Below are 17,016 nucleotides of genomic sequence, written 5' to 3'. Positions count from 1 at the left end.
TTCTTAGTCCGAGCTTGTCTTTGTTTACTTCGAGATCGGGAGCAGAATCGTGAACTCTGTCCCTTTCCCCAGTGAACTGGCAGCAGAGACGGAGCCTCCGTGACTCTCTACAATATTTTTAACAATTGCCAGTCCTAGGCCTGTACCTTTGTCCTCGCCTCGTACTCTGGCCTTGTCTGCCTTGTAAAAACGGTCAAAAATATAAGGCAGATCCTCGCTGGCAATGCCCACACCTTCATCCTTAATCCGGATGCGAACAAGGTCTTGCCTCTCTCCCCATATTTGATCTGCGGCAATGCTCACCTTTTTACCACCGGGCGTATGCCTGAACGCGTTATCCAGCAAATTGGTCAGCACCTGCTCCAGTCGATCCTCATCTGCATTCGGCAGTAGCAGCGGCTGGCCTGGCTTATGATATTCAAGGCTTAGCCCCCGCTCCTTCGAGCGCACTGTAAATTTGCGGTGAACACGCTCGATCAGCTCGTTCACATTCACTTCCTGACGATGTATGTCTGTATGACCTGCCTCCATACGAGTCAGATCAAGCAAATCCTTGACCAGTCTACCCATGCGCAATGATTCATCATGGATGACCTGTACCAGCTCCTCGGATTCCTCCGGCGAGCCGGCCATTCCGTCCAGCAATGCTTCACTGTAGCCCTGCATCATGGATAATGGTGTACGGATTTCATGGGATACATTGGCGACAAAGTCGCTTCTCATCTTCTCCAGCTTTACTTCTTCTGTAATATCTCTCAGCACAGCCACCGCACCGCGAATTACATTATCCGTGTATAGAGGAGCCATCTGTACCGACCAGGAGCCCTTCTTGACATGAATGTGGTCTCCGACGTCCTCACCTTTGTCCATAACCGTACGAAACAGTGGCTGCAGCGGGTCAGGCACCGATGCTCCAAACTCCTTCTGGTCATGCCCTTGCCATTCCAGCTCTTTCCAGCTATCCAGCAGATTTTGTGCAGGCGGATTTGTCAAAATAATTTGCCCACTTCTGTCAAAGGTAATTACAGCGTCAGACATGCTTCGCAGTACGCTGGATAGATGGTTTTTCTCCTCATTCAGACTGCGGATCGTCGCTTCCAGTTCGGTTGACATATGATTAAAGGTTTTCGCCAATTCCCCAATCTCATCACTGGTTACCAGCGAAAGCCGCGTACCATACTTTCCCTCGCGAATGGCATTCGCGGCCTGAATCAACAGCTGCATAGGCTGTGTGATTTTAGTAAAAAGAAATAAAGCAAAAAAGGTCGTTAACAAAAATCCCACAATACAGGTATAGGTGAACAAATGCTTGATTTCCGTCGATTCATGCGCCGCGAAATTTTGGTTGATATAGGGGAGCAGAAATAGTCCCAGAAAAATAAGCACTGAGCCTACAAGACAAATAATGGTGATCCACAGCTTGCCTACCAGCGATCTCCAAAATTTCACGTTATTTCGGAACCTCCAGCTTGTAGCCTACTCCCCACACCGTTGTAATCATGGCCGCTGCCTCCGGGGATACCTTATTCAGTTTTTCACGAAGCCGCTTCACATGTGTATCCACAGTGCGCAGATCACCAAAAAATTCGTAATTCCATACATCTTTCAGCAGTTCCTCGCGCGAGAAAACTTTATCCGGCGATACCGCTAAATAATGCAATAGTTCATATTCTTTAGGCGTGAGGCTGATCTCAATACCGCCTGCAGTTACCCGGTGTGCATCGTGCTCAATAATAAGATTCGGAAAAACAATACTATTGCTTGGCACCGCCTCCTTGGTTAAAAAGGCAGTTTCCGAAGAGCGGCGTAAAATCGCCTTTACCCGGTAAATGACTTCGCGTGGGCTGAAGGGCTTGACCACATAATCATCGGCCCCAACTTCGAAGCCTTGTACACGGTTGACTTCCTCGCCTTTGGCGGTCAGCATAATTACAGGCGTTGCCTTGGTCTGACGCAGTCGTGCACACACTTCAATCCCATCGATGCCCGGAAGCATCACATCCAGCAAGATAATGCTGTAATCGCTTGCAGTCGCTTTTTGGAGAGCAACCTCGCCATCCTCGGCTTCATCAATTTCATAACCTTCTTTTTCCAGATACATCCGCAAAAGGCGGCGAATGCGTTCTTCATCATCTACAATTAATATACGGTTGCTTTGTTCTGACATATTCCCAGCCCCTTCGCTAAAAAAAGCATTCTCTCTATTTTACTATTTTCCCGTGCTCGGTCAAACTTCGCCCGATTTCAACAGTCTCTTTACACCAAAAAGGGCGGGGTTATCACCCCCGTCCTGTCCGTTTCTTTTTCGTGTTGTCTGATTTGGCAAGCTGAATGAGACGGTTGATTTCGTCCTTGGTTAGAGGTCTGGTCAGACCGCGTTTCAAGTTTTGCAGTAAGAGATCGCCAAAGGCAATTCGCTTGAGTCTGATGACCGGGTGTGAAATAGCCTCAAACATCCGTCTGACCTGACGATTCCTGCCTTCATAAATGGTAATCTGAATAACAGCCTCCTTGCCATCCGGGTCTACATCCTTATATTCTACCTCGGCTGGTGCAGTCATGCCATCTTCCAGCATAATTCCTTTTTTCAGCTTCTCCAGTTCAATACCATGCGGGACCCCTTTGACTGTCGCCAGATACGTCTTGGGTACATGATGCTTGGGATGGGTGAGCAAATTGGCGAACTCGCCGTCATTGGTAAGCAACAGCAGTCCTTCCGTATCGTAATCCAGCCGGCCTACCGGATATACGCGTTCCTTAACACCTTTCAGGTAATCTGATACGATTTTTCTGCCTTCCGGATCAGAGGCACTCGTAATAACCCCTTTGGGCTTGTTCATCATCAGATAGATTTTTTGCTCGGTTTTGATCGGTCTGCCATTTACCGTAATTATATCTTGATCAGGGTCCGCCTTTGTTCCCAGCTCTGTTACGGTAACCCCGTTCACTTCTACAGTGCCTGCCTGAATAAGCTCCTCACATTTACGCCTGGAAGCTACACCGGCCTGTGCCAATATCTTCTGCAATCTTTCCATGTTCGCTAATTCACCTCATGCTAATGATACCCATCCACGAACAAAATCACAACCCCCGTTCAAAAAACGCTTGCGGGAATCAAAATACAATGAGGCAAATGGCAATGGCTGCCACAAAGCCAACGACGTCGGAAAATAGACCTACCTTTAAAGCATATCGGCCATTGCGGATGCCTACCGCACCAAAATATACAGTCAGCACATACAGAGTCGTATCCGTACTGCCCTGAATGGTTGAAGCAATTCGGCCGATCATGGAATCCGGGCCATAGGTACGTATCAGATCGGTTGTGAACGCAAGCGAGCCAGTGCCCGTCAGTGGACGGAGCAGCCCTAAAGGGAGCACTTCGCCGGGCACGCCCCAGCTTTTAATCCATGGAGTAACCCAGGATATCATATAGTCCAGAGCACCGGAAGCCCGGAAAATACTAATGGCCACCATCATGCCGACAAGATGAGGAATGATGCTGATCGCGGTGGAAAAGCCGTCTTTGGCTCCATCCACAAAGGAATCGTAGACAGGGACTTTTTTGACATATGCATATAAAGGGATAAAAGCAAGAATAACCGGAATAGCCCAAGTCGATATGAGGTTAATAAAATTAAGCATGCCTCCCTCATCCTTTCCAAGTGGTATCCCTGCCCTTGACAGCCGTGATTCCCGTCCGTGGAGTGGCAGGTGAAGGAACGGGCGGTGCAGTCGAAGAGGAAGCGGATGCCGCCGCCGTGCTTTGAGGGGGCTGTGGCGTCAAGGGCGTCTGGGACGGCGGGTCTGCCGGAGGACGGCGCAATTCACGGCTGCGGTACCAGCGATCTGCCGCCATCGCGGCAAAGGTCGCTATTGCGGTCGCCACCAGGGTCGTGCCGACGATTTCTGCCGGATGTGCGGAATGATAATTAAGCCGAATCGCGATCAGTGTCGTGGGAATCAGTGTAATACTGGCTGTATTCAGCGCGAGCAGCGTACACATGGCAGGTGTGGCCGTTTTTTTATCCGGGTTGAGCGTTTGCAGTTCCTGCATCGCCTTGATACCCATCGGAGTCGCTGCATTGCCAAGGCCCAGCAGATTGGCGCTCATATTGGACAATATGTAGCCCATCGCCGGATGATTGCGCGGAACATCAGGGAACAAGAAGGCAACCAAAGGGGTGAGCAGTTTGGATATTTTCTCTAGAAGCCCCCCGTCTTCGGCCAGTCTCATCATCCCCATCCAGAAGACAAGTACGCTTATCAGTCCAAAGCACACCGTAACCCCCGTGGCCGCTCCATCAAATGCAGCCTTGGTCACCAACTCAATATTTCCCTGTACGGCGGCGAACACAAATCCGATGCAAATTAAAGCCACCCATATGAGATGAATCAAACAGATCCCTCCCTTTCACCAATGATGTGACACATGTCGTTCCATAGCAGCATCCCAGCTTGCCCCTATGCTCCAAACAGATTTCTTATAATTTCACTCCATCCACTCATCCAGCTGCGCTGCTGAACACTGCTTACAGGAACTTGAGCAGTCGGAGCATTCTGTGGCGGCTGTTCCGTACTTGGAGCTGGCAGCCTACTGCCTTTCTTATATACAGGAACGGAACCGATCAGTTTGCCCTCCAGCAGGAAATCGACACGTCCTCGTAAACCAAAAGATACGTCTGATCCGCTGCCAGCGCGGGATTGTTTATACAGCACCAATCTTTTTCGCAATTGGGTCTTTTCACTGTCGCGTAAAGGATAAGCAAAGCTCGCACCGGTCAATAGCGGATAGCCGTCAATCGGTTGCTGCTTGTCCGTAATCGGAATGAGCGGATAATATTTGAACCCGTAATCCAGCATGCGGGCATGGTCATTCCAATCATCCCCGTCATTCAAAGTAACGGCAACAAGCTGACGACCGTCGCGCGTGGCTGAACTAACGAGACAGCGAAAGGCTTTTTTGGTAAAGCCTGTTTTCACACCATCAGCCCCTTCATATAGCCGCAGCATTTTGTTTTTGTTACGCCACGAGTAATCCCAGGAATCGTTGGGGTTCGGTGCTTTTTTCAGCTCTGTCTTAACAATACGCGCAAAGGTTGGATTATGCAGGGCATAAGCGGTAAGCCTGGCCAAATCATTCGCCGAAGAATAGTGCCTCTCGGCATCCAGTCCATGAGGATTCGCAAAGTGCGTATGGCTTAGCCCAAGCTGAACCGCCTTCTCATTCATTAAATGAACAAACCCCTCTTCTGTCCCGCCCACATGCTCGGCAATGGCAGAAGCGGCATCATTACCGGAACGAAGCATCAAGCCGTAGAGCATATTTTCCAGCGTCATTTGTTCACCCATTCGCAGAAAAAGCGAGGAGCCTTCCTTGGCGTATGCTGCCCGGCCGACCTTTACCTGATCCTGCAGGCGTCCATGCTCAATGGCCACGATGGCTGTCATAATTTTGGTCAGACTGGCAATACGCAGCTCCTGATCACCTTTATCAGAATATATAATCCTACCTGACGTGACATCCATTAAAGAGGAGGCCTGTGCATGAGTGCTTAATGCTGGCGGACTTGCTTCTGTCTTCTCTGCTCCTCGAGCGGACAGCGGATTCAGCATTGCGAACGGCAATGACACCATAAGCAGCAGTGCCAGCGGAAAAACAAATGCGCGTGCTTTAGACGAAAGCTGACTTTGGCCCGCTTGAATGTGTTGCTTCTTTTTAAACATTTGGATTCCTCCGGTTTTGAGCAAGTCTTGTACCATTCTATGTCCAAGCTGTTCAAAGTATGTCCACCTTTATAACAGAAAATTCCTGTACAAGCGATGCCCTTCTGCAAATGTATTTTTGCTTGTTTTACTGTAATTCAGGCAACTTGCACTCCTGATCCCACATATATTTAGTTAAGAGCTTTGTAAGCCTATGCATCGCCAAACGTTTGATTGGAATGGAGGGACAGCATGCAGCGACGACAGTTTGAAACGATCTTAAGATCCCGGATTGTAGAGTCAGCCGAGGCATTACATCAAAGCGGCGCAGCCTTTGCCACTTTTGCAACCGTACGTCGCAATCCACAGTTTTGGGATTTGACGGCAAACGGCGGACTCCGGCTCAAAGCAGGTGTCACTCCCGCGCAGGGCATCAGAGATATTTTTATCCATGGTCATCAATATGCCTTTGAATGTGCAACAGCTATGGTCATTGTACTGTACAATGCAGTACTGGATTCCATCCTGGAAAGTGAATTCAACCGGCTTTTTGCAGATATGCTGCTGTATGATTGGCACTATGACAGTGACCTCAAGCTAATACAGTCGGAAGGAAGTGATAAAGCGTCTCCTGGCGATATTGTGTATTTTAACAACCCTGATGTGTCATCCGAAGCATTGGAGTGGAAAGGAGAAAACGCCGTTAAAATGAAGGATAACTTGTTTTATGGACATGGAATCGGCATCCTGCCGGCACAAGGTATTATTGATTCCCTCAATCAACATCGCAAGCCAGAGGCTACCAGATCTGCTTATTTAACGAATGAGGTGATTTATCCGGACTTCGACTATTTATCCCAGTTTGCTCCTGAAGAAAACCGTGAAGATTTGCAGCATAGTTCGAATCATCAGGAACAAAACCTTCATATCCATGCATTCATTGGTGGACGACAGTATATTCGAAGATAAAAAAAGAAGGTATTCCTAAGCCTTCACGGCTGTGGGATACCTTCCTGAGGAAAACAATTTAGTTCAATAACCTTACAAGTAAGCCGGGCCAGAATGGCTGTGATCTGTAGCAACATTTATAGGTGCCTGTGGAGCCGGAGTCTGCATTTGAGCGCCTGTACGCTGGAAGATGGACTGAACCCTATCAATCAGGTATGGCGTGGAGTCGATTATTTTCTCAAACAGATGCGTCTGATTGTCCAAAGGCACAATTTGTGCTCCCTGTTTACCAACAACCAGAAAAGCAATCGGTTGAATGGATACACCGCCACCACTACCACCACCAAACGGATGTCCTTCCTTTACGCTATGATTCCCTGCTGCTGATGAGGACGAATGAACATCTTCTTCATCAACAGAAAAATCACTACCCCCGGCTGCGAAGCCGAACCCTACCTTGCTGATTGGCAAAATAACGGAACCGTCGGGTGTTTCCACTGCTTCTCCAACTATTGTATTTACATCCACCATGGCTTTGATGTTTTCCATCGCCGTTTGCATGAGCCCTTGAATCGGGTGATCTGACATGATTATTCCTCCTTTGCTTATCTCAAGCGTAAACTGCCTTTTCTATTGCTATTGTGCGCAGAGCACCCGAAAAATATGTACCACTCATCCCTCATGCTGTATGGGTTTCTTGGAAAAAACCCGTTTCCATGCTTTTAGTCCGCCTGGAACACGCCATATGCGATAGGCTAACACTAGCATGGAAAAAATGAAATAACCGAGCGACACATTCGCTTCACAGGTCAAGATGGTAGTAAAACGCAGACGATCCACCCAATAGGGCACGACAAACAGCTTGGGCGTGCAGTTCATGCGTACAAAGCTGGAAGCATAACCAACCAGCGTTGCTTTTAACCCCCATAGAATACCGGTCGAGGTAGCCGTATAGGCTGCATCGGCAAGGCCGATATTGGTGGACCATTCCATTTTGGATACCGTCACATGGGCCAACGTATGCCGAATCCAGTGATTCAAGGCTTTCGTTCTTTTGAATAGAACTCGTACATCATGTATAAATTGCTTGATCTTTTCGGTATCAATATTTCCACGATCTACCGAAGCATCGGTTTTATGTATGTTTTCATTGCGGTCAAGCCGATAAAAAAGCCCCTTTTCCAGATTGAATATCATAATCGCCGGAATATCATAATTGACTTTGATCAACCCGTACAGAAATCTGATTTCCAGATGCGCCCGATCATCATTGTCATGCTTGGCAATATCCAGCTTCAATCGGATACGAGAAAGCAAAACAGCCAGCACAAGTAATATGATGGCAATGATGGCAATACCGATCCATTTCCACACTGGCGAGACCCCCTACCTTTATCTATAGATATACCTTGGTAAAAATAGTATGGCCTCCCGCCGGAAAATCATGCATGCTCACATAGCAAACAACCAGTCCTCAATACGAGAACTGGCTGTTTCTTACGCATGTAGAAATGATTACAATAAAGAGCCGCAAGCTCCGGACAAACGTATCAGGCTTCAACATCCGGATCGTTTGCTGCAGGCTGAGTGCTCTCCAGACGCTCGAACAATAATTGTGTCTCTTCCTCCAAATTGTCCGAATCCTCAAACAGCTCTGGTTGCGGCAGATCGGCAAGAGAGCCCAACCCGAAATAATCGAGAAATGAGTTCGTTGTTCCATACAATATCGGCCGCCCAATGGCTTCAGCCCGGCCTTTTTCCTCAATAAGCTCCTTGTTCACCAGTGTATGTATAGCCCGCTCGGATTTGACGCCCCGAATATCTTCGATTTCAATTCTTGTAATGGGCTGGCGATAGGCCACAATGGCCAATGTTTCCAAAGCTGCTTGAGACAGAGAAGCACGTGCCGGAGAGTAGGCAAGTTTTTCAAAATAGGGTGCATGTTCAGGTAAAGTTGCAAGCTGATAGTTCCCGGCGATGCGGACAAGCTGCAGGCCTCTTCCTCCCTGCTCCATGTCCTGTTTTATATCTTCCAGACTTTTTTCAACCAGCCCCTGCTGCTGCTCTACAATGTCAGCGATCTGCTTGGCGGACAACCCTTCCTCTCCCGCAAGAAACAGTAGTCCCTCAATAATTGATTTCAGCTTCAGATAATCCATTAACCCGTAAATCCCCTCTCCACTCCATTACAATATCATCGAAAAGCTTCTCCTGATAACAGAAAATCTGCTTCATTTTCATCAGTTCGAGAATAGCTAAAAAGGTGACAACTACTTCATGCCGATACATATCCTCATGCATCAGCTTGGAGAACAAAATCCGCCCCCCAGTCCCCAGCACCTCCAATACCTCGACCACCTGCCGGATACGGTCTTTGACTGAAATCTCATCCCGGTGAACCCGGGTTACCGTTGTGTGTCGTTCTGCTTTACGCAACGCACGCTGAAAAGCCGCGACCAAATCGCTTGAATGCAGTCCGTGCACCGGATTTACAGGCTCGGTGGGCAGGAATGCGCTCAGATCCTCCGGCTCCTTGCCATAAATCAAGCTCCGTTCCCATTCACGTTCGCTCAGATGGCGAGCAATTCCTTTATATTTACGGTACTCCACCAGCTTGCGAACCAGTTCCTCACGAGGATCATAATCCTCTTCTTCATAAAAGTCCAAATCGTCATATTCCATTACAGGTGGTTTGGGAAGCAGCAATTTGCTCTTAATCGACAAGAGCGTCGCCGCCATGACTAGAAACTCGCTCGTTATCTCCAGTTCCAGCTCCTGCATACTGTGCAAAAAAGCCATGTACTGATCCGTTATATCGCTAATCGGGATATCCTGGATGTCGATCTCGGCTTTATCAATCAGATGCAACAGCAGATCCAGCGGGCCTTCGAATGTTTCCAGCTTGTAATTTACGACTGTCAATGTGCTTCCCCCTGCCTTACTCCAATCATCATTCAACAATACCTTTCCCTATTAGCACGTATGCTCGACGTTATCAATCCCTCTTTCTGTAGTATATACGTCATCGCCTAGCTTAACAATCCAATCCCGTTTTTGATCGGCAGCTGTTCTATTCCGTTGCTCCTGCAATCAAAATTGCTTGCCCAGGTTCGCCATTTCAATCGCAGCCAGCGCAGAATCCCAACCTTTGTTACCAGCCTTCGTCCCCGCACGCTCAATTGCCTGCTCAATATTTTCCGTCGTCACTACCCCGAAAATCACGGGTACACCCGTTTTCAGATTGATTGCTGCTACTCCTTTAGCCACTTCGTTGCATACAATATCATAATGCGAAGTAGAGCCGCGGATGACTGTGCCCAGCGTAATAACGGCATCATATTTGCCGCTTGCAGCCATTTTTTGCGCAATAAGTGAAATCTCGAATGCACCAGGCACCCAGGCTACATCAATCTCATCTTCCCGTACACCGTGCCGCTGAAGGGCATCAATGGCACCGCTTAACAGCTTGCTCGTAATAAATTCATTAAATCTGCCAACTACAATACCATATTTTAATCCATCCGATACGAGATTACCTTCCAGAAAACGTGCCATGCTTATCAACCTCTCTTTTATATTAGTTTACAATGACAAACGACGACGATAGTCAATTAATTCCTGAATACTGATGAGCTTTAGCTGATGATGCTTGGCGATCACGGCCAAATCAGGCAGACGGGCCATAGAGCCGTCTTCCTTGATCACTTCGCAAATGACTCCAGCGGGCTTATAGCCGCTGAGCCGTGCCAGATCGACCGCCGCCTCTGTATGGCCTGCACGCTGCAAAACACCGCCATCGCAGGCAATCAGCGGAAACATGTGACCAGGCTTGCGAAAATCCCCTCCTGCAGCGGTGTCGTCTGCCAAGGCGCGTGCGGTCAAGGAACGTTCGGCTGCCGAAATCCCTGTTTTTGTTGTCATATGATCAACTGACACGGTAAAGGCTGTGCCGTGGAAATCTGTATTCTGCTCCACCATGGGATGCAGTTCCAATGCCTCGGCTCTTTGCCGGGTAATCGGCACGCAGACTAGCCCGCGACCTGCTGTGATCATGAAATTAATGACCTCAGGGGTGGCCTTTTCAGCTAAGGCGATAAAATCACCTTCATTTTCCCGCTGCTCATCATCCACTACGATCACGACTTTACCGTTTCTTAAATCCTCCAGCGCTTCCTCAATAGAGTCCAAACGAATCTCTTCTCCCGGCTTCACCTTATTATGCTCCATTACGTCTGCCGTTGTACTTGTCCGGCTTCCTCTATCCATGACGCTCTCCTCCTTATTTCTACTGGCATAATTGCTTCTCGGGCAGATTGACCCATTCATCTCAGGCAAAGCCATGCTTCGCCAAATAATCCAGGCTTAAAGGCGTTGTTTCTTGCCCCTCCGACGCCACTGAGCTTTTATAATTCAAAAGCAGTCCCACATATTTGCCTAATATGTCACATTCAATATTGACGGTGTCTCCCTCGCGTTTGACTTGTAAGGCTGTCTCGGATAAGGTATGGGGGATAATGGATACGGCAAAGGTATCTCCCGTTCGCTGCGCGACGGTAAGGCTGATGCCATCCACTGTGATTGAGCCTTTGAGCAAAATATATTTGAATAATGCCTGATTTGAAGGCGCCACTTCGAATACAACTGCATTTTGATCTGATGTGACCCTACGAATGGTACCCGTCCCGTCAACATGTCCTTGTACAATATGGCCTCCGAACCTTCCGCTTGCTGCCATCGCCCGCTCCAGATTAACCCGGCTCCCGGACTTGAGTTCCTTCAGATTGCTGCTGCGAAAAGTTTCCGGCATAACATCAACCTTAAAATCTTTCACACCGATCTGTATCGCTGTCAGACAAACGCCATTCACAGCAACACTGTCTCCTATTTTCAAATCATCCAAAATTACGGAGCCCTCTATGCCCAGCACCATCGCTTCTCCACTTTTGCTAATCGTTTGAATACGTCCCACTTCCTCAACCAATCCGGTAAACATGCCTTCACTCCTTTCCAGCTCGTTTCAGTTTATCCCTAATTCATCAGTCATAAGCGCAAAAAACCCCCAGCCCGGATTGTAACCGTCATGGGGGTGATGAAAGTCAAAATTATACAAGCGCAATCCTTATGCATCTCGAAATCTTGCGAATCCTATGTATGCCAATAAAAAGCATGGCTCATGATCCAACCTAAAACGCCTAGAACACCTATGAAAAAAAGTCCAAAAAAAAACGTCATCCATGGCTGCCCTGCGGCGAAATAAGCCGTACGCACATTTCCGCATGCTAAAATTGGCACATATCACGTCATGCATATGCGCTCCGTATCCTTCTCCCATCCAGACTATACTGTCGGTCCCGGAATTGCACCAGGTCCACCTTCTGCTGATATTTCAGCATCCGGGTCACGGACTAAGCCGTGCTGTTATCACATTAGCGATTCACAAGCACGTCATCACCGCCGGTAGGGAATTGCACCCCGCCCCGAAGGAACTTGCTCTTATTCAATTGAATTAACATTAAACTTGTTACGTATATTAACACTAACTTTTTAAAAAAGCAAGTTATCGGATAGATGCGCCTGCTTTTGTTTTAACGTACTGGCTGGAAAGCTCTTCAAACCAGGTTTTATCATTCATATGAAGCGCCAGATCAATCAGATCAGCCAGCTCCTCTACGCCGAGCTGTGTAGCATGGTCAAAGGTAATAACCGCCGAAGCCGTGGGCCCTTGACCATCTTCTTCGCATACGTCATAATCCAACTGTACCTCGACATGCCCGTCAATAAACTCACATTTTAGAAAGTAAATAATTTCACACATTAAGATCGGACGCACCTGCGTTTCCAACACGCAATCCATGACTTTTGCGGAGTAATGCTGGTTTGTCAGCGTAAATTTGCGCCCCACCCCTGTCAGCGATGCCCGTCCAAAGTCATCTGTGAATCTCAGCTCTACAGGCTTAATGTTCATGACCTTAGGGATTTGCTTCTTTATAATTTCGATTATTTCAACTGTATTCAGCGTAATCATATCTGCACCTCATTGTATCTTAAAATTCAGAAGAAAACTGTTATTCAGTAAATTTCATATAAGTCTTCACTCCTTTATCGGAAATCATTACCTGTTTTTTTATGCTTCATCCCACAAACGAAAAAAAAAGATTCTTTACGCAACAAGCGTAAAGAATCTTTGTCGGTTGACACCCATACAGCTTCTAGCAATATTCGAAGCCGATTAGGCAAAGTCCACTATAGCTCCGAAATTTCATGTTTCTTTTTCAGGATGGCCCAGCGGCGTTCAATCTCCTGCTCAATGGTGGCCAACATCGCTTCCTCCTTCAGCAGATGTTTCGTTTTACCCATTAATTTCAGCCACTCTGCAGCTGGAATCCGTTTGTCTTTGTCTTCCGGATTGTACGTAATCGTCGTACTGCCTTGCTCAATTTCGTACAATGGAAAGAAGCAGGACTCGACGGCTGCTCCTACAATGTCGGTGCCCAAGCGGTCTTCGGATTTCCAGTTCAGCGGGCAGGCACACAGAATTTTACCATAGGCCGTACCTACATTATTCGCATACCATTGCGCCTTGGCCGCTTTACGCAGCATATCCTGCGGGTGGCTTTCAGCCGCCGTGAAAGCATACGGAATATTGCAGGCGGCCATGATTTGCACGGTGTCCTTGTGATGGCCATGCTTACCTTTTTGCATCTTCCCAACACCCGACGTACTGGTCATATGACCGACCGGAGTCGAATACGACTGCTGCGAGCCTGTATTCATGTACCCCTCGTTATCATACTCCAGCATAATCAGCTTATGATTGCGCAGAGCCGCACCAATGGCCGAGCCCATACCAATATCCATCCCGCCGTCGCCGCTGATCATAATAAAGGTCGGATCGTCCGGCATCTCGATCTCATTACGGCGCTTCATCTCTAAGTAAGCTTCCAGGGCTCCCGAAAGCGTAGCAGCCCCGTTTTGGAAAAGATTGTGGATCATCGGCTGTTTGTGTGATGTATATGGGTAACCCGTCGTTACCACATACACACAGCCTGTCTGGAACAATACTACAATATCGCCTTCAATCCCTTTGAAAAACAGCTCCAGCGCAGATAATGCCCCGCATCCCGGACATGCTCCGTGACCCGGTGTAAGACGGCGTGGTTTGGTCGTCAGTGAACGCAGCGGTGGCACCTTGACCTTCAGCTTCCCGGTCGCCTCGTCAGGGGTAACCTGAATCAGGCCCGTACGGTATGCATCGCCCCGCGGCGGCTGCATAACCTGCGGCATCACCTTATCTGGCGAGCCCGGATTAATGCCATAATAATCAAACGGCTTCTCTACCCGTCCGGCCTTGGCCGCATCAATTGCAAGCTGGAAGAACGCCTCTGCATCTTCCTCATAAAAATCCTTGCCGCCCAAGCCGAAGATGCGTGTCAGCACAAGCGTCCGGTTAAGCGGGTCCTCCTGCAGAGCCGCCTTGATTTCGTGCGTCAAATTACCGCCGTCGGCGCCGTAGGAATCCGCACGCTCACCTACCAGCAGCACCTTGACATGGCGCAATGCATCACGCAGCTGCGCGGCCGGAAATGGCCGAATGATATTCGGGCGAATAACCCCGGCCTTGATGCCGCGCGTGCGGAGCTGATCGGCCACATCCTTGGCCGATTCAGCCGCTGAGTTCAGCAGGAGTACAGCAACCTCGGCATCTTCTATATGATAAAGATCCAAAATCGGATATTCCCGACCGGATAAAGATGCATATTCTGCGGCAACCTGCTCATATACTGCTTCAGACCGTCTTAATGCCTCAGACAGCTGGGCGTGATTGTTCGACAGGTCATCACCGTTCATATGTGCGCCTACGGTGACCGGATGTTCAAAATCCAAAATATTCGGATGATTCAGGTTAGGATTCGGTCCTACGAAATTCCGGACGGTCTCCGCATCGGCAAAATACTGCACTTTACGCTTCTGATGTGACGTATAAAAGCCGTCATAAGCGACCATTACAGGCAATCGGACATCGCTGTGCTCTGCAATTTTCAGCGCCATGATATTCATATCATAGACAGCCTGCGGTGTGCTTGCCATCAAGATCACCCAGCCTGTATTCAGACCGTAGTACAGGTCCGAATGATCCCCGCGAATATCCAGAGGACCGCTGACAGCCCGTGTCACCAGATTCATGACCATAGGGAAACGGGTTCCGGACTGAACTGGCAATTGCTCTAGCATGTACAGAAAGCCCTGCGAGCTGGTCGCGTTCACTACTCTTGCTCCTGCAGCCGCGGCACCATAGCATATCCCTGCCGAACCGTGTTCTCCATCCGCTGCGACCAACTTGATATTGTGCTGGCCTCTCGTTTTCATCTGATCCAGATACTGTGCGACCTCGGTCGACGGAGTAATCGGAAAATATCCCATCATATGATAATTGATTTGTGCAGCCGCCGTAGCCGCCATTTCATTACCGGACTCGAATGTCGTCACCTGTTCGGCGTAGGTTTGTTTTAGCTCTTCTTCCAGTTTCGCCATTACACACGACCTCCTTCATATACCGGAAATTGGTGGGCAATCCGATGCTGCTCTGCCCATCCCCATTGCTCGCGGCGCGAGCTTAATGCTCCTGATGGGCAAATTTCTACGCATTTCAGACAACCTTTGCAATACTGGTAATCGATCCCTTGCAAAAAGGGCATCATTTTTCCGCGCTTGTCTTCCTGCTGTTCCCATACAAAGCAGTAATCCGGACAGATTGAATCACACTTGGCACAATGTGTACATTTGTCAGCTTCATATTCTGGTACATACCCCTGACGTGAGCCGCTAAGATCTTTTGTCATGCTGTTCCCCTGCGTAGCAATAACGCCGCCCCATGTTTGCGTTTCGTAGCCGAGCACAGGCTGCAGACGTTCAAAAACCCGATCCTGCGTCCCAGCGGTGAGCGGATATACGTGCAGTTCCATTTCCTCAAAGCCTCGGTTAAACGTGCGTAGGTTTGGTTCCACCAATTGTGGATTTTTCTTTTCAAAGGTGTTGCGAATAACCGTTCTCATCGCTTCCGGGTCCAAAAAATCACAGACACGGAACAAGGCGCCGAGCATGGACGTGTTCAGTTTCGTCCCCTCCTCCAGTGCGATACCCATTGCATCCACCACCACCAGCGTACCGGATACCAGCCCCAGATCAGCCCGTATTTCTTCTGCCGGACGTGTGGAATTGACCACAACGATTCCATCGGCAGGAAGTCCACTGATCACATTTACCGTTTTGTATAACGCTTCATGAAAAATGCCTACCACATGCGGTTGTTCAATCGGACTGTGATCTCTAATATCAACCTCCGGTTCACAGAAGCGGACAAAGCTTTTTACTGGAGTTCCCTTCTTTTCCGAACCGTAAGACGAGAAATTTGAAGCATTCAGCCCCAAACCAAGCACCCCGGTTTCGGCCAGCATTTTACCAGCCAGATTAGCGCCAAGACCACCAATAGATTCCAGTCGGATTTCAAAAAATCCGAGTCGATTAGTGCTCGTTAAAATAGACAATGTGATAAGCCCCTTTCTTTTACATCCCTGACTAAGCTCGAATACTCATAAAAATAAATGAAAATGCATTCTAATGAAAAGGCTATCACAACGCTTACTTTTCGAATGTGATCTTACGCACTTTAATATTTACGTGATGGCAAAAACACAGCAAATCGTCAAACAAAAGACAACAAAAAGCCGCCCTGTCCAAAAAGACAGAACGGCCTGCGTGTTACATCATATAAACATCAGGAATTTAACGGCGCATTACGGAATTACGCGTCAAATACTTGAACTTCTTTCATTTTGTCGCCTTGTTTTACAGCATCAATAAACTCCATGCCTTTGGTTACTTTACCAAATACAGTATGTACCCCATCCAAATGCGGCTGCGGCGCATAACAGATGAAGAATTGGCTGCCACCTGTGTTACGGCCTGCGTGAGCCATGGACAGAACGCCTTTGGCATGCTTCGTTGTGTTCGTAGCTGTTTCACAGTCAATTGTGTAGCCAGGGCCGCCTGTGCCATTACCAATAGGGCAACCGCCTTGAGCAACAAAGCCCGGGATGACACGGTGAAAGCTCAGACCGTTGTAAAAACCGCTGTTAGCCAGCTTTTCAAAGTTAGCCACTGTATTCGGAGCTTCTTCCGGGAAAAATTCGATTTCGACGATGCCGCCGTTCTCAAGATCTATTCTACCTTTTTTCATTGTTTATTTCTCCTTTTCAACCTGTTTTGAAAGCTAATTCATATCAAGTTCCAGTTTACTATGAATTGCTGCGCTTAGCAAAGCTTTGTCCAAAAAAAAAGACCATTGTCCCGGTAGTATATCCC

At 48.3% G+C, this 17,016-nt stretch carries 18 protein-coding genes and 1 riboswitch; of the genes, 1 reads left to right on the top strand and 17 read right to left on the bottom strand.

All coding sequences use genetic code 11. The features are described 5' to 3' along the window. Nucleotides 1-24: 24 nt before the first annotated feature. From JO375_RS07100 to JO375_RS07075, 6 genes are all read right to left on the bottom strand, one after another. A complete protein-coding gene (locus JO375_RS07100; RefSeq protein ID WP_229523793.1) occupies nucleotides 25-1,449 on the bottom strand; it encodes an ATP-binding protein in 1,425 nt (474 codons plus the stop codon). Nucleotide 1,450: 1 nt separating this feature from the next. Next, entirely contained in the window at nucleotides 1,451-2,167 is a 717-nt protein-coding gene (locus JO375_RS07095) for a response regulator transcription factor (protein WP_229523792.1), read from the bottom strand. A 112-nt stretch (nucleotides 2,168-2,279) separates the two neighbouring features. Beyond that, nucleotides 2,280-3,035, bottom strand: coding sequence for a pseudouridine synthase (locus JO375_RS07090; protein WP_229523791.1), 756 nt, complete (start codon nucleotides 3,033-3,035; stop codon nucleotides 2,280-2,282). A 79-nt stretch (nucleotides 3,036-3,114) separates the two neighbouring features. Continuing rightward, nucleotides 3,115-3,645 carry a spore maturation protein gene (locus JO375_RS07085; protein WP_229523790.1) on the bottom strand — a complete coding sequence of 177 codons (531 nt, stop codon included), beginning with the start codon at nucleotides 3,643-3,645 and terminating at the stop codon, nucleotides 3,115-3,117. Between the two features lie 7 nt (nucleotides 3,646-3,652). After that, the gene (locus tag JO375_RS07080) at nucleotides 3,653-4,399 is read right to left on the bottom strand and encodes a nucleoside recognition domain-containing protein (protein ID WP_229523789.1); all 747 of its coding nucleotides are present in this window, start codon (nucleotides 4,397-4,399) and stop codon (nucleotides 3,653-3,655) included. Nucleotides 4,400-4,464: 65 nt separating this feature from the next. Beyond that, nucleotides 4,465-5,727 (bottom strand): D-alanyl-D-alanine carboxypeptidase family protein, encoded by a 1,263-nt coding sequence (locus JO375_RS07075; protein WP_229523788.1) that lies wholly within the window; start codon nucleotides 5,725-5,727, stop codon nucleotides 4,465-4,467. A 231-nt stretch (nucleotides 5,728-5,958) separates the two neighbouring features. Here JO375_RS07075 and JO375_RS07070 point away from each other — a divergent pair, with 231 nt between their 5' ends. Next, nucleotides 5,959-6,675 (top strand): protein-glutamine gamma-glutamyltransferase, encoded by a 717-nt coding sequence (locus JO375_RS07070; protein WP_229523787.1) that lies wholly within the window; start codon nucleotides 5,959-5,961, stop codon nucleotides 6,673-6,675. A 72-nt stretch (nucleotides 6,676-6,747) separates the two neighbouring features. Here JO375_RS07070 and ytfJ read toward each other — a convergent pair whose 3' ends face one another. From ytfJ to JO375_RS07015, 11 genes are all read right to left on the bottom strand, one after another. Further along, on the bottom strand, nucleotides 6,748-7,242 hold the full coding sequence (gene ytfJ, locus JO375_RS07065) for a GerW family sporulation protein (protein WP_229523786.1): 495 nt from the start codon (nucleotides 7,240-7,242) through the stop codon (nucleotides 6,748-6,750). 84 nt (nucleotides 7,243-7,326) lie between these two features. After that, nucleotides 7,327-8,028 carry a DUF2953 domain-containing protein gene (locus tag JO375_RS07060; protein ID WP_229523785.1) on the bottom strand — a complete coding sequence of 234 codons (702 nt, stop codon included), beginning with the start codon at nucleotides 8,026-8,028 and terminating at the stop codon, nucleotides 7,327-7,329. A 176-nt stretch (nucleotides 8,029-8,204) separates the two neighbouring features. Continuing rightward, nucleotides 8,205-8,813: an SMC-Scp complex subunit ScpB gene (scpB, locus tag JO375_RS07055; RefSeq protein WP_229523784.1), complete on the bottom strand. Its 609-nt coding sequence runs from the start codon at nucleotides 8,811-8,813 to the stop codon at nucleotides 8,205-8,207. Then, the gene (locus JO375_RS07050; RefSeq protein ID WP_229523783.1) at nucleotides 8,782-9,576 is read right to left on the bottom strand and encodes a segregation and condensation protein A; all 795 of its coding nucleotides are present in this window, start codon (nucleotides 9,574-9,576) and stop codon (nucleotides 8,782-8,784) included. The genes scpB and JO375_RS07050 overlap by 32 nt, the downstream gene beginning before the upstream one ends. 168 nt (nucleotides 9,577-9,744) lie before the next feature. Continuing rightward, nucleotides 9,745-10,209, bottom strand: a complete 465-nt coding sequence (ribH, locus tag JO375_RS07045) for a 6,7-dimethyl-8-ribityllumazine synthase (RefSeq protein ID WP_267497672.1) — start codon at nucleotides 10,207-10,209, stop codon at nucleotides 9,745-9,747. Between the two features lie 27 nt (nucleotides 10,210-10,236). Next, nucleotides 10,237-10,920: a 3,4-dihydroxy-2-butanone-4-phosphate synthase gene (gene ribB, locus JO375_RS07040; protein WP_267497671.1), complete on the bottom strand. Its 684-nt coding sequence runs from the start codon at nucleotides 10,918-10,920 to the stop codon at nucleotides 10,237-10,239. A gap of 61 nt (nucleotides 10,921-10,981) precedes the next feature. Further along, a complete protein-coding gene (gene ribE / locus JO375_RS07035) occupies nucleotides 10,982-11,647 on the bottom strand; it encodes a riboflavin synthase (RefSeq protein ID WP_229523782.1) in 666 nt (221 codons plus the stop codon). 323 nt (nucleotides 11,648-11,970) lie between these two features. Beyond that, nucleotides 11,971-12,143: riboswitch (FMN riboswitch) on the bottom strand. A 68-nt stretch (nucleotides 12,144-12,211) separates the two neighbouring features. Beyond that, complete coding sequence (locus tag JO375_RS07030; protein ID WP_229523781.1) at nucleotides 12,212-12,679, bottom strand: IDEAL domain-containing protein; 468 nt, start codon at nucleotides 12,677-12,679, stop codon at nucleotides 12,212-12,214. Between the two features lie 218 nt (nucleotides 12,680-12,897). Continuing rightward, complete coding sequence (locus tag JO375_RS07025) at nucleotides 12,898-15,186, bottom strand: thiamine pyrophosphate-dependent enzyme (RefSeq protein WP_229523780.1); 2,289 nt, start codon at nucleotides 15,184-15,186, stop codon at nucleotides 12,898-12,900. Beyond that, the gene (locus JO375_RS07020; protein ID WP_229523779.1) at nucleotides 15,186-16,199 is read right to left on the bottom strand and encodes a 2-oxoacid:acceptor oxidoreductase family protein; all 1,014 of its coding nucleotides are present in this window, start codon (nucleotides 16,197-16,199) and stop codon (nucleotides 15,186-15,188) included. Before JO375_RS07020 ends, JO375_RS07025 begins: the two co-directional genes overlap by 1 nt. A 257-nt stretch (nucleotides 16,200-16,456) precedes the next feature. Beyond that, on the bottom strand, nucleotides 16,457-16,891 hold the full coding sequence (locus JO375_RS07015) for a peptidylprolyl isomerase (RefSeq protein ID WP_229523778.1): 435 nt from the start codon (nucleotides 16,889-16,891) through the stop codon (nucleotides 16,457-16,459). Between the last annotated feature and the right edge of the window lie 125 nt (nucleotides 16,892-17,016).

Source organism: Paenibacillus farraposensis (assembly GCF_020736845.1).
GTDB classification, from domain to species: Bacteria; Bacillota; Bacilli; order Paenibacillales; family Paenibacillaceae; genus Paenibacillus; species Paenibacillus farraposensis.
This window is presented reverse-complemented; position numbering and strand designations above follow the sequence as displayed.

Bases quoted from the DNA above. Each gene is read 5' to 3' on its own strand.
- JO375_RS07075 (WP_229523788.1), bottom strand. From the start codon at position 5,727: ATGTTTAAAAAGAAGCAACACATTCAAGCGGGCCAAAGTCAGCTTTCG.
- JO375_RS07090 (WP_229523791.1), bottom strand. From the start codon at position 3,035: ATGGAAAGATTGCAGAAGATATTGGCACAGGCCGGTGTAGCTTCCAGG.
- ribH (WP_267497672.1), bottom strand. From the start codon at position 10,209: ATGGCACGTTTTCTGGAAGGTAATCTCGTATCGGATGGATTAAAATAT.
- JO375_RS07085 (WP_229523790.1), bottom strand. From the start codon at position 3,645: ATGCTTAATTTTATTAACCTCATATCGACTTGGGCTATTCCGGTTATT.
- ribB (WP_267497671.1), bottom strand. From the start codon at position 10,920: ATGGATAGAGGAAGCCGGACAAGTACAACGGCAGACGTAATGGAGCAT.
- JO375_RS07025 (WP_229523780.1), bottom strand. From the start codon at position 15,186: ATGGCGAAACTGGAAGAAGAGCTAAAACAAACCTACGCCGAACAGGTG.
- scpB (WP_229523784.1), bottom strand. From the start codon at position 8,813: ATGGATTATCTGAAGCTGAAATCAATTATTGAGGGACTACTGTTTCTT.
- ytfJ (WP_229523786.1), bottom strand. From the start codon at position 7,242: ATGTCAGATCACCCGATTCAAGGGCTCATGCAAACGGCGATGGAAAAC.
- JO375_RS07015 (WP_229523778.1), bottom strand. From the start codon at position 16,891: ATGAAAAAAGGTAGAATAGATCTTGAGAACGGCGGCATCGTCGAAATC.
- JO375_RS07030 (WP_229523781.1), bottom strand. From the start codon at position 12,679: ATGATTACGCTGAATACAGTTGAAATAATCGAAATTATAAAGAAGCAA.
- JO375_RS07095 (WP_229523792.1), bottom strand. From the start codon at position 2,167: ATGTCAGAACAAAGCAACCGTATATTAATTGTAGATGATGAAGAACGC.
- JO375_RS07070 (WP_229523787.1), top strand. From the start codon at position 5,959: ATGCAGCGACGACAGTTTGAAACGATCTTAAGATCCCGGATTGTAGAG.
- ribE (WP_229523782.1), bottom strand. From the start codon at position 11,647: ATGTTTACCGGATTGGTTGAGGAAGTGGGACGTATTCAAACGATTAGC.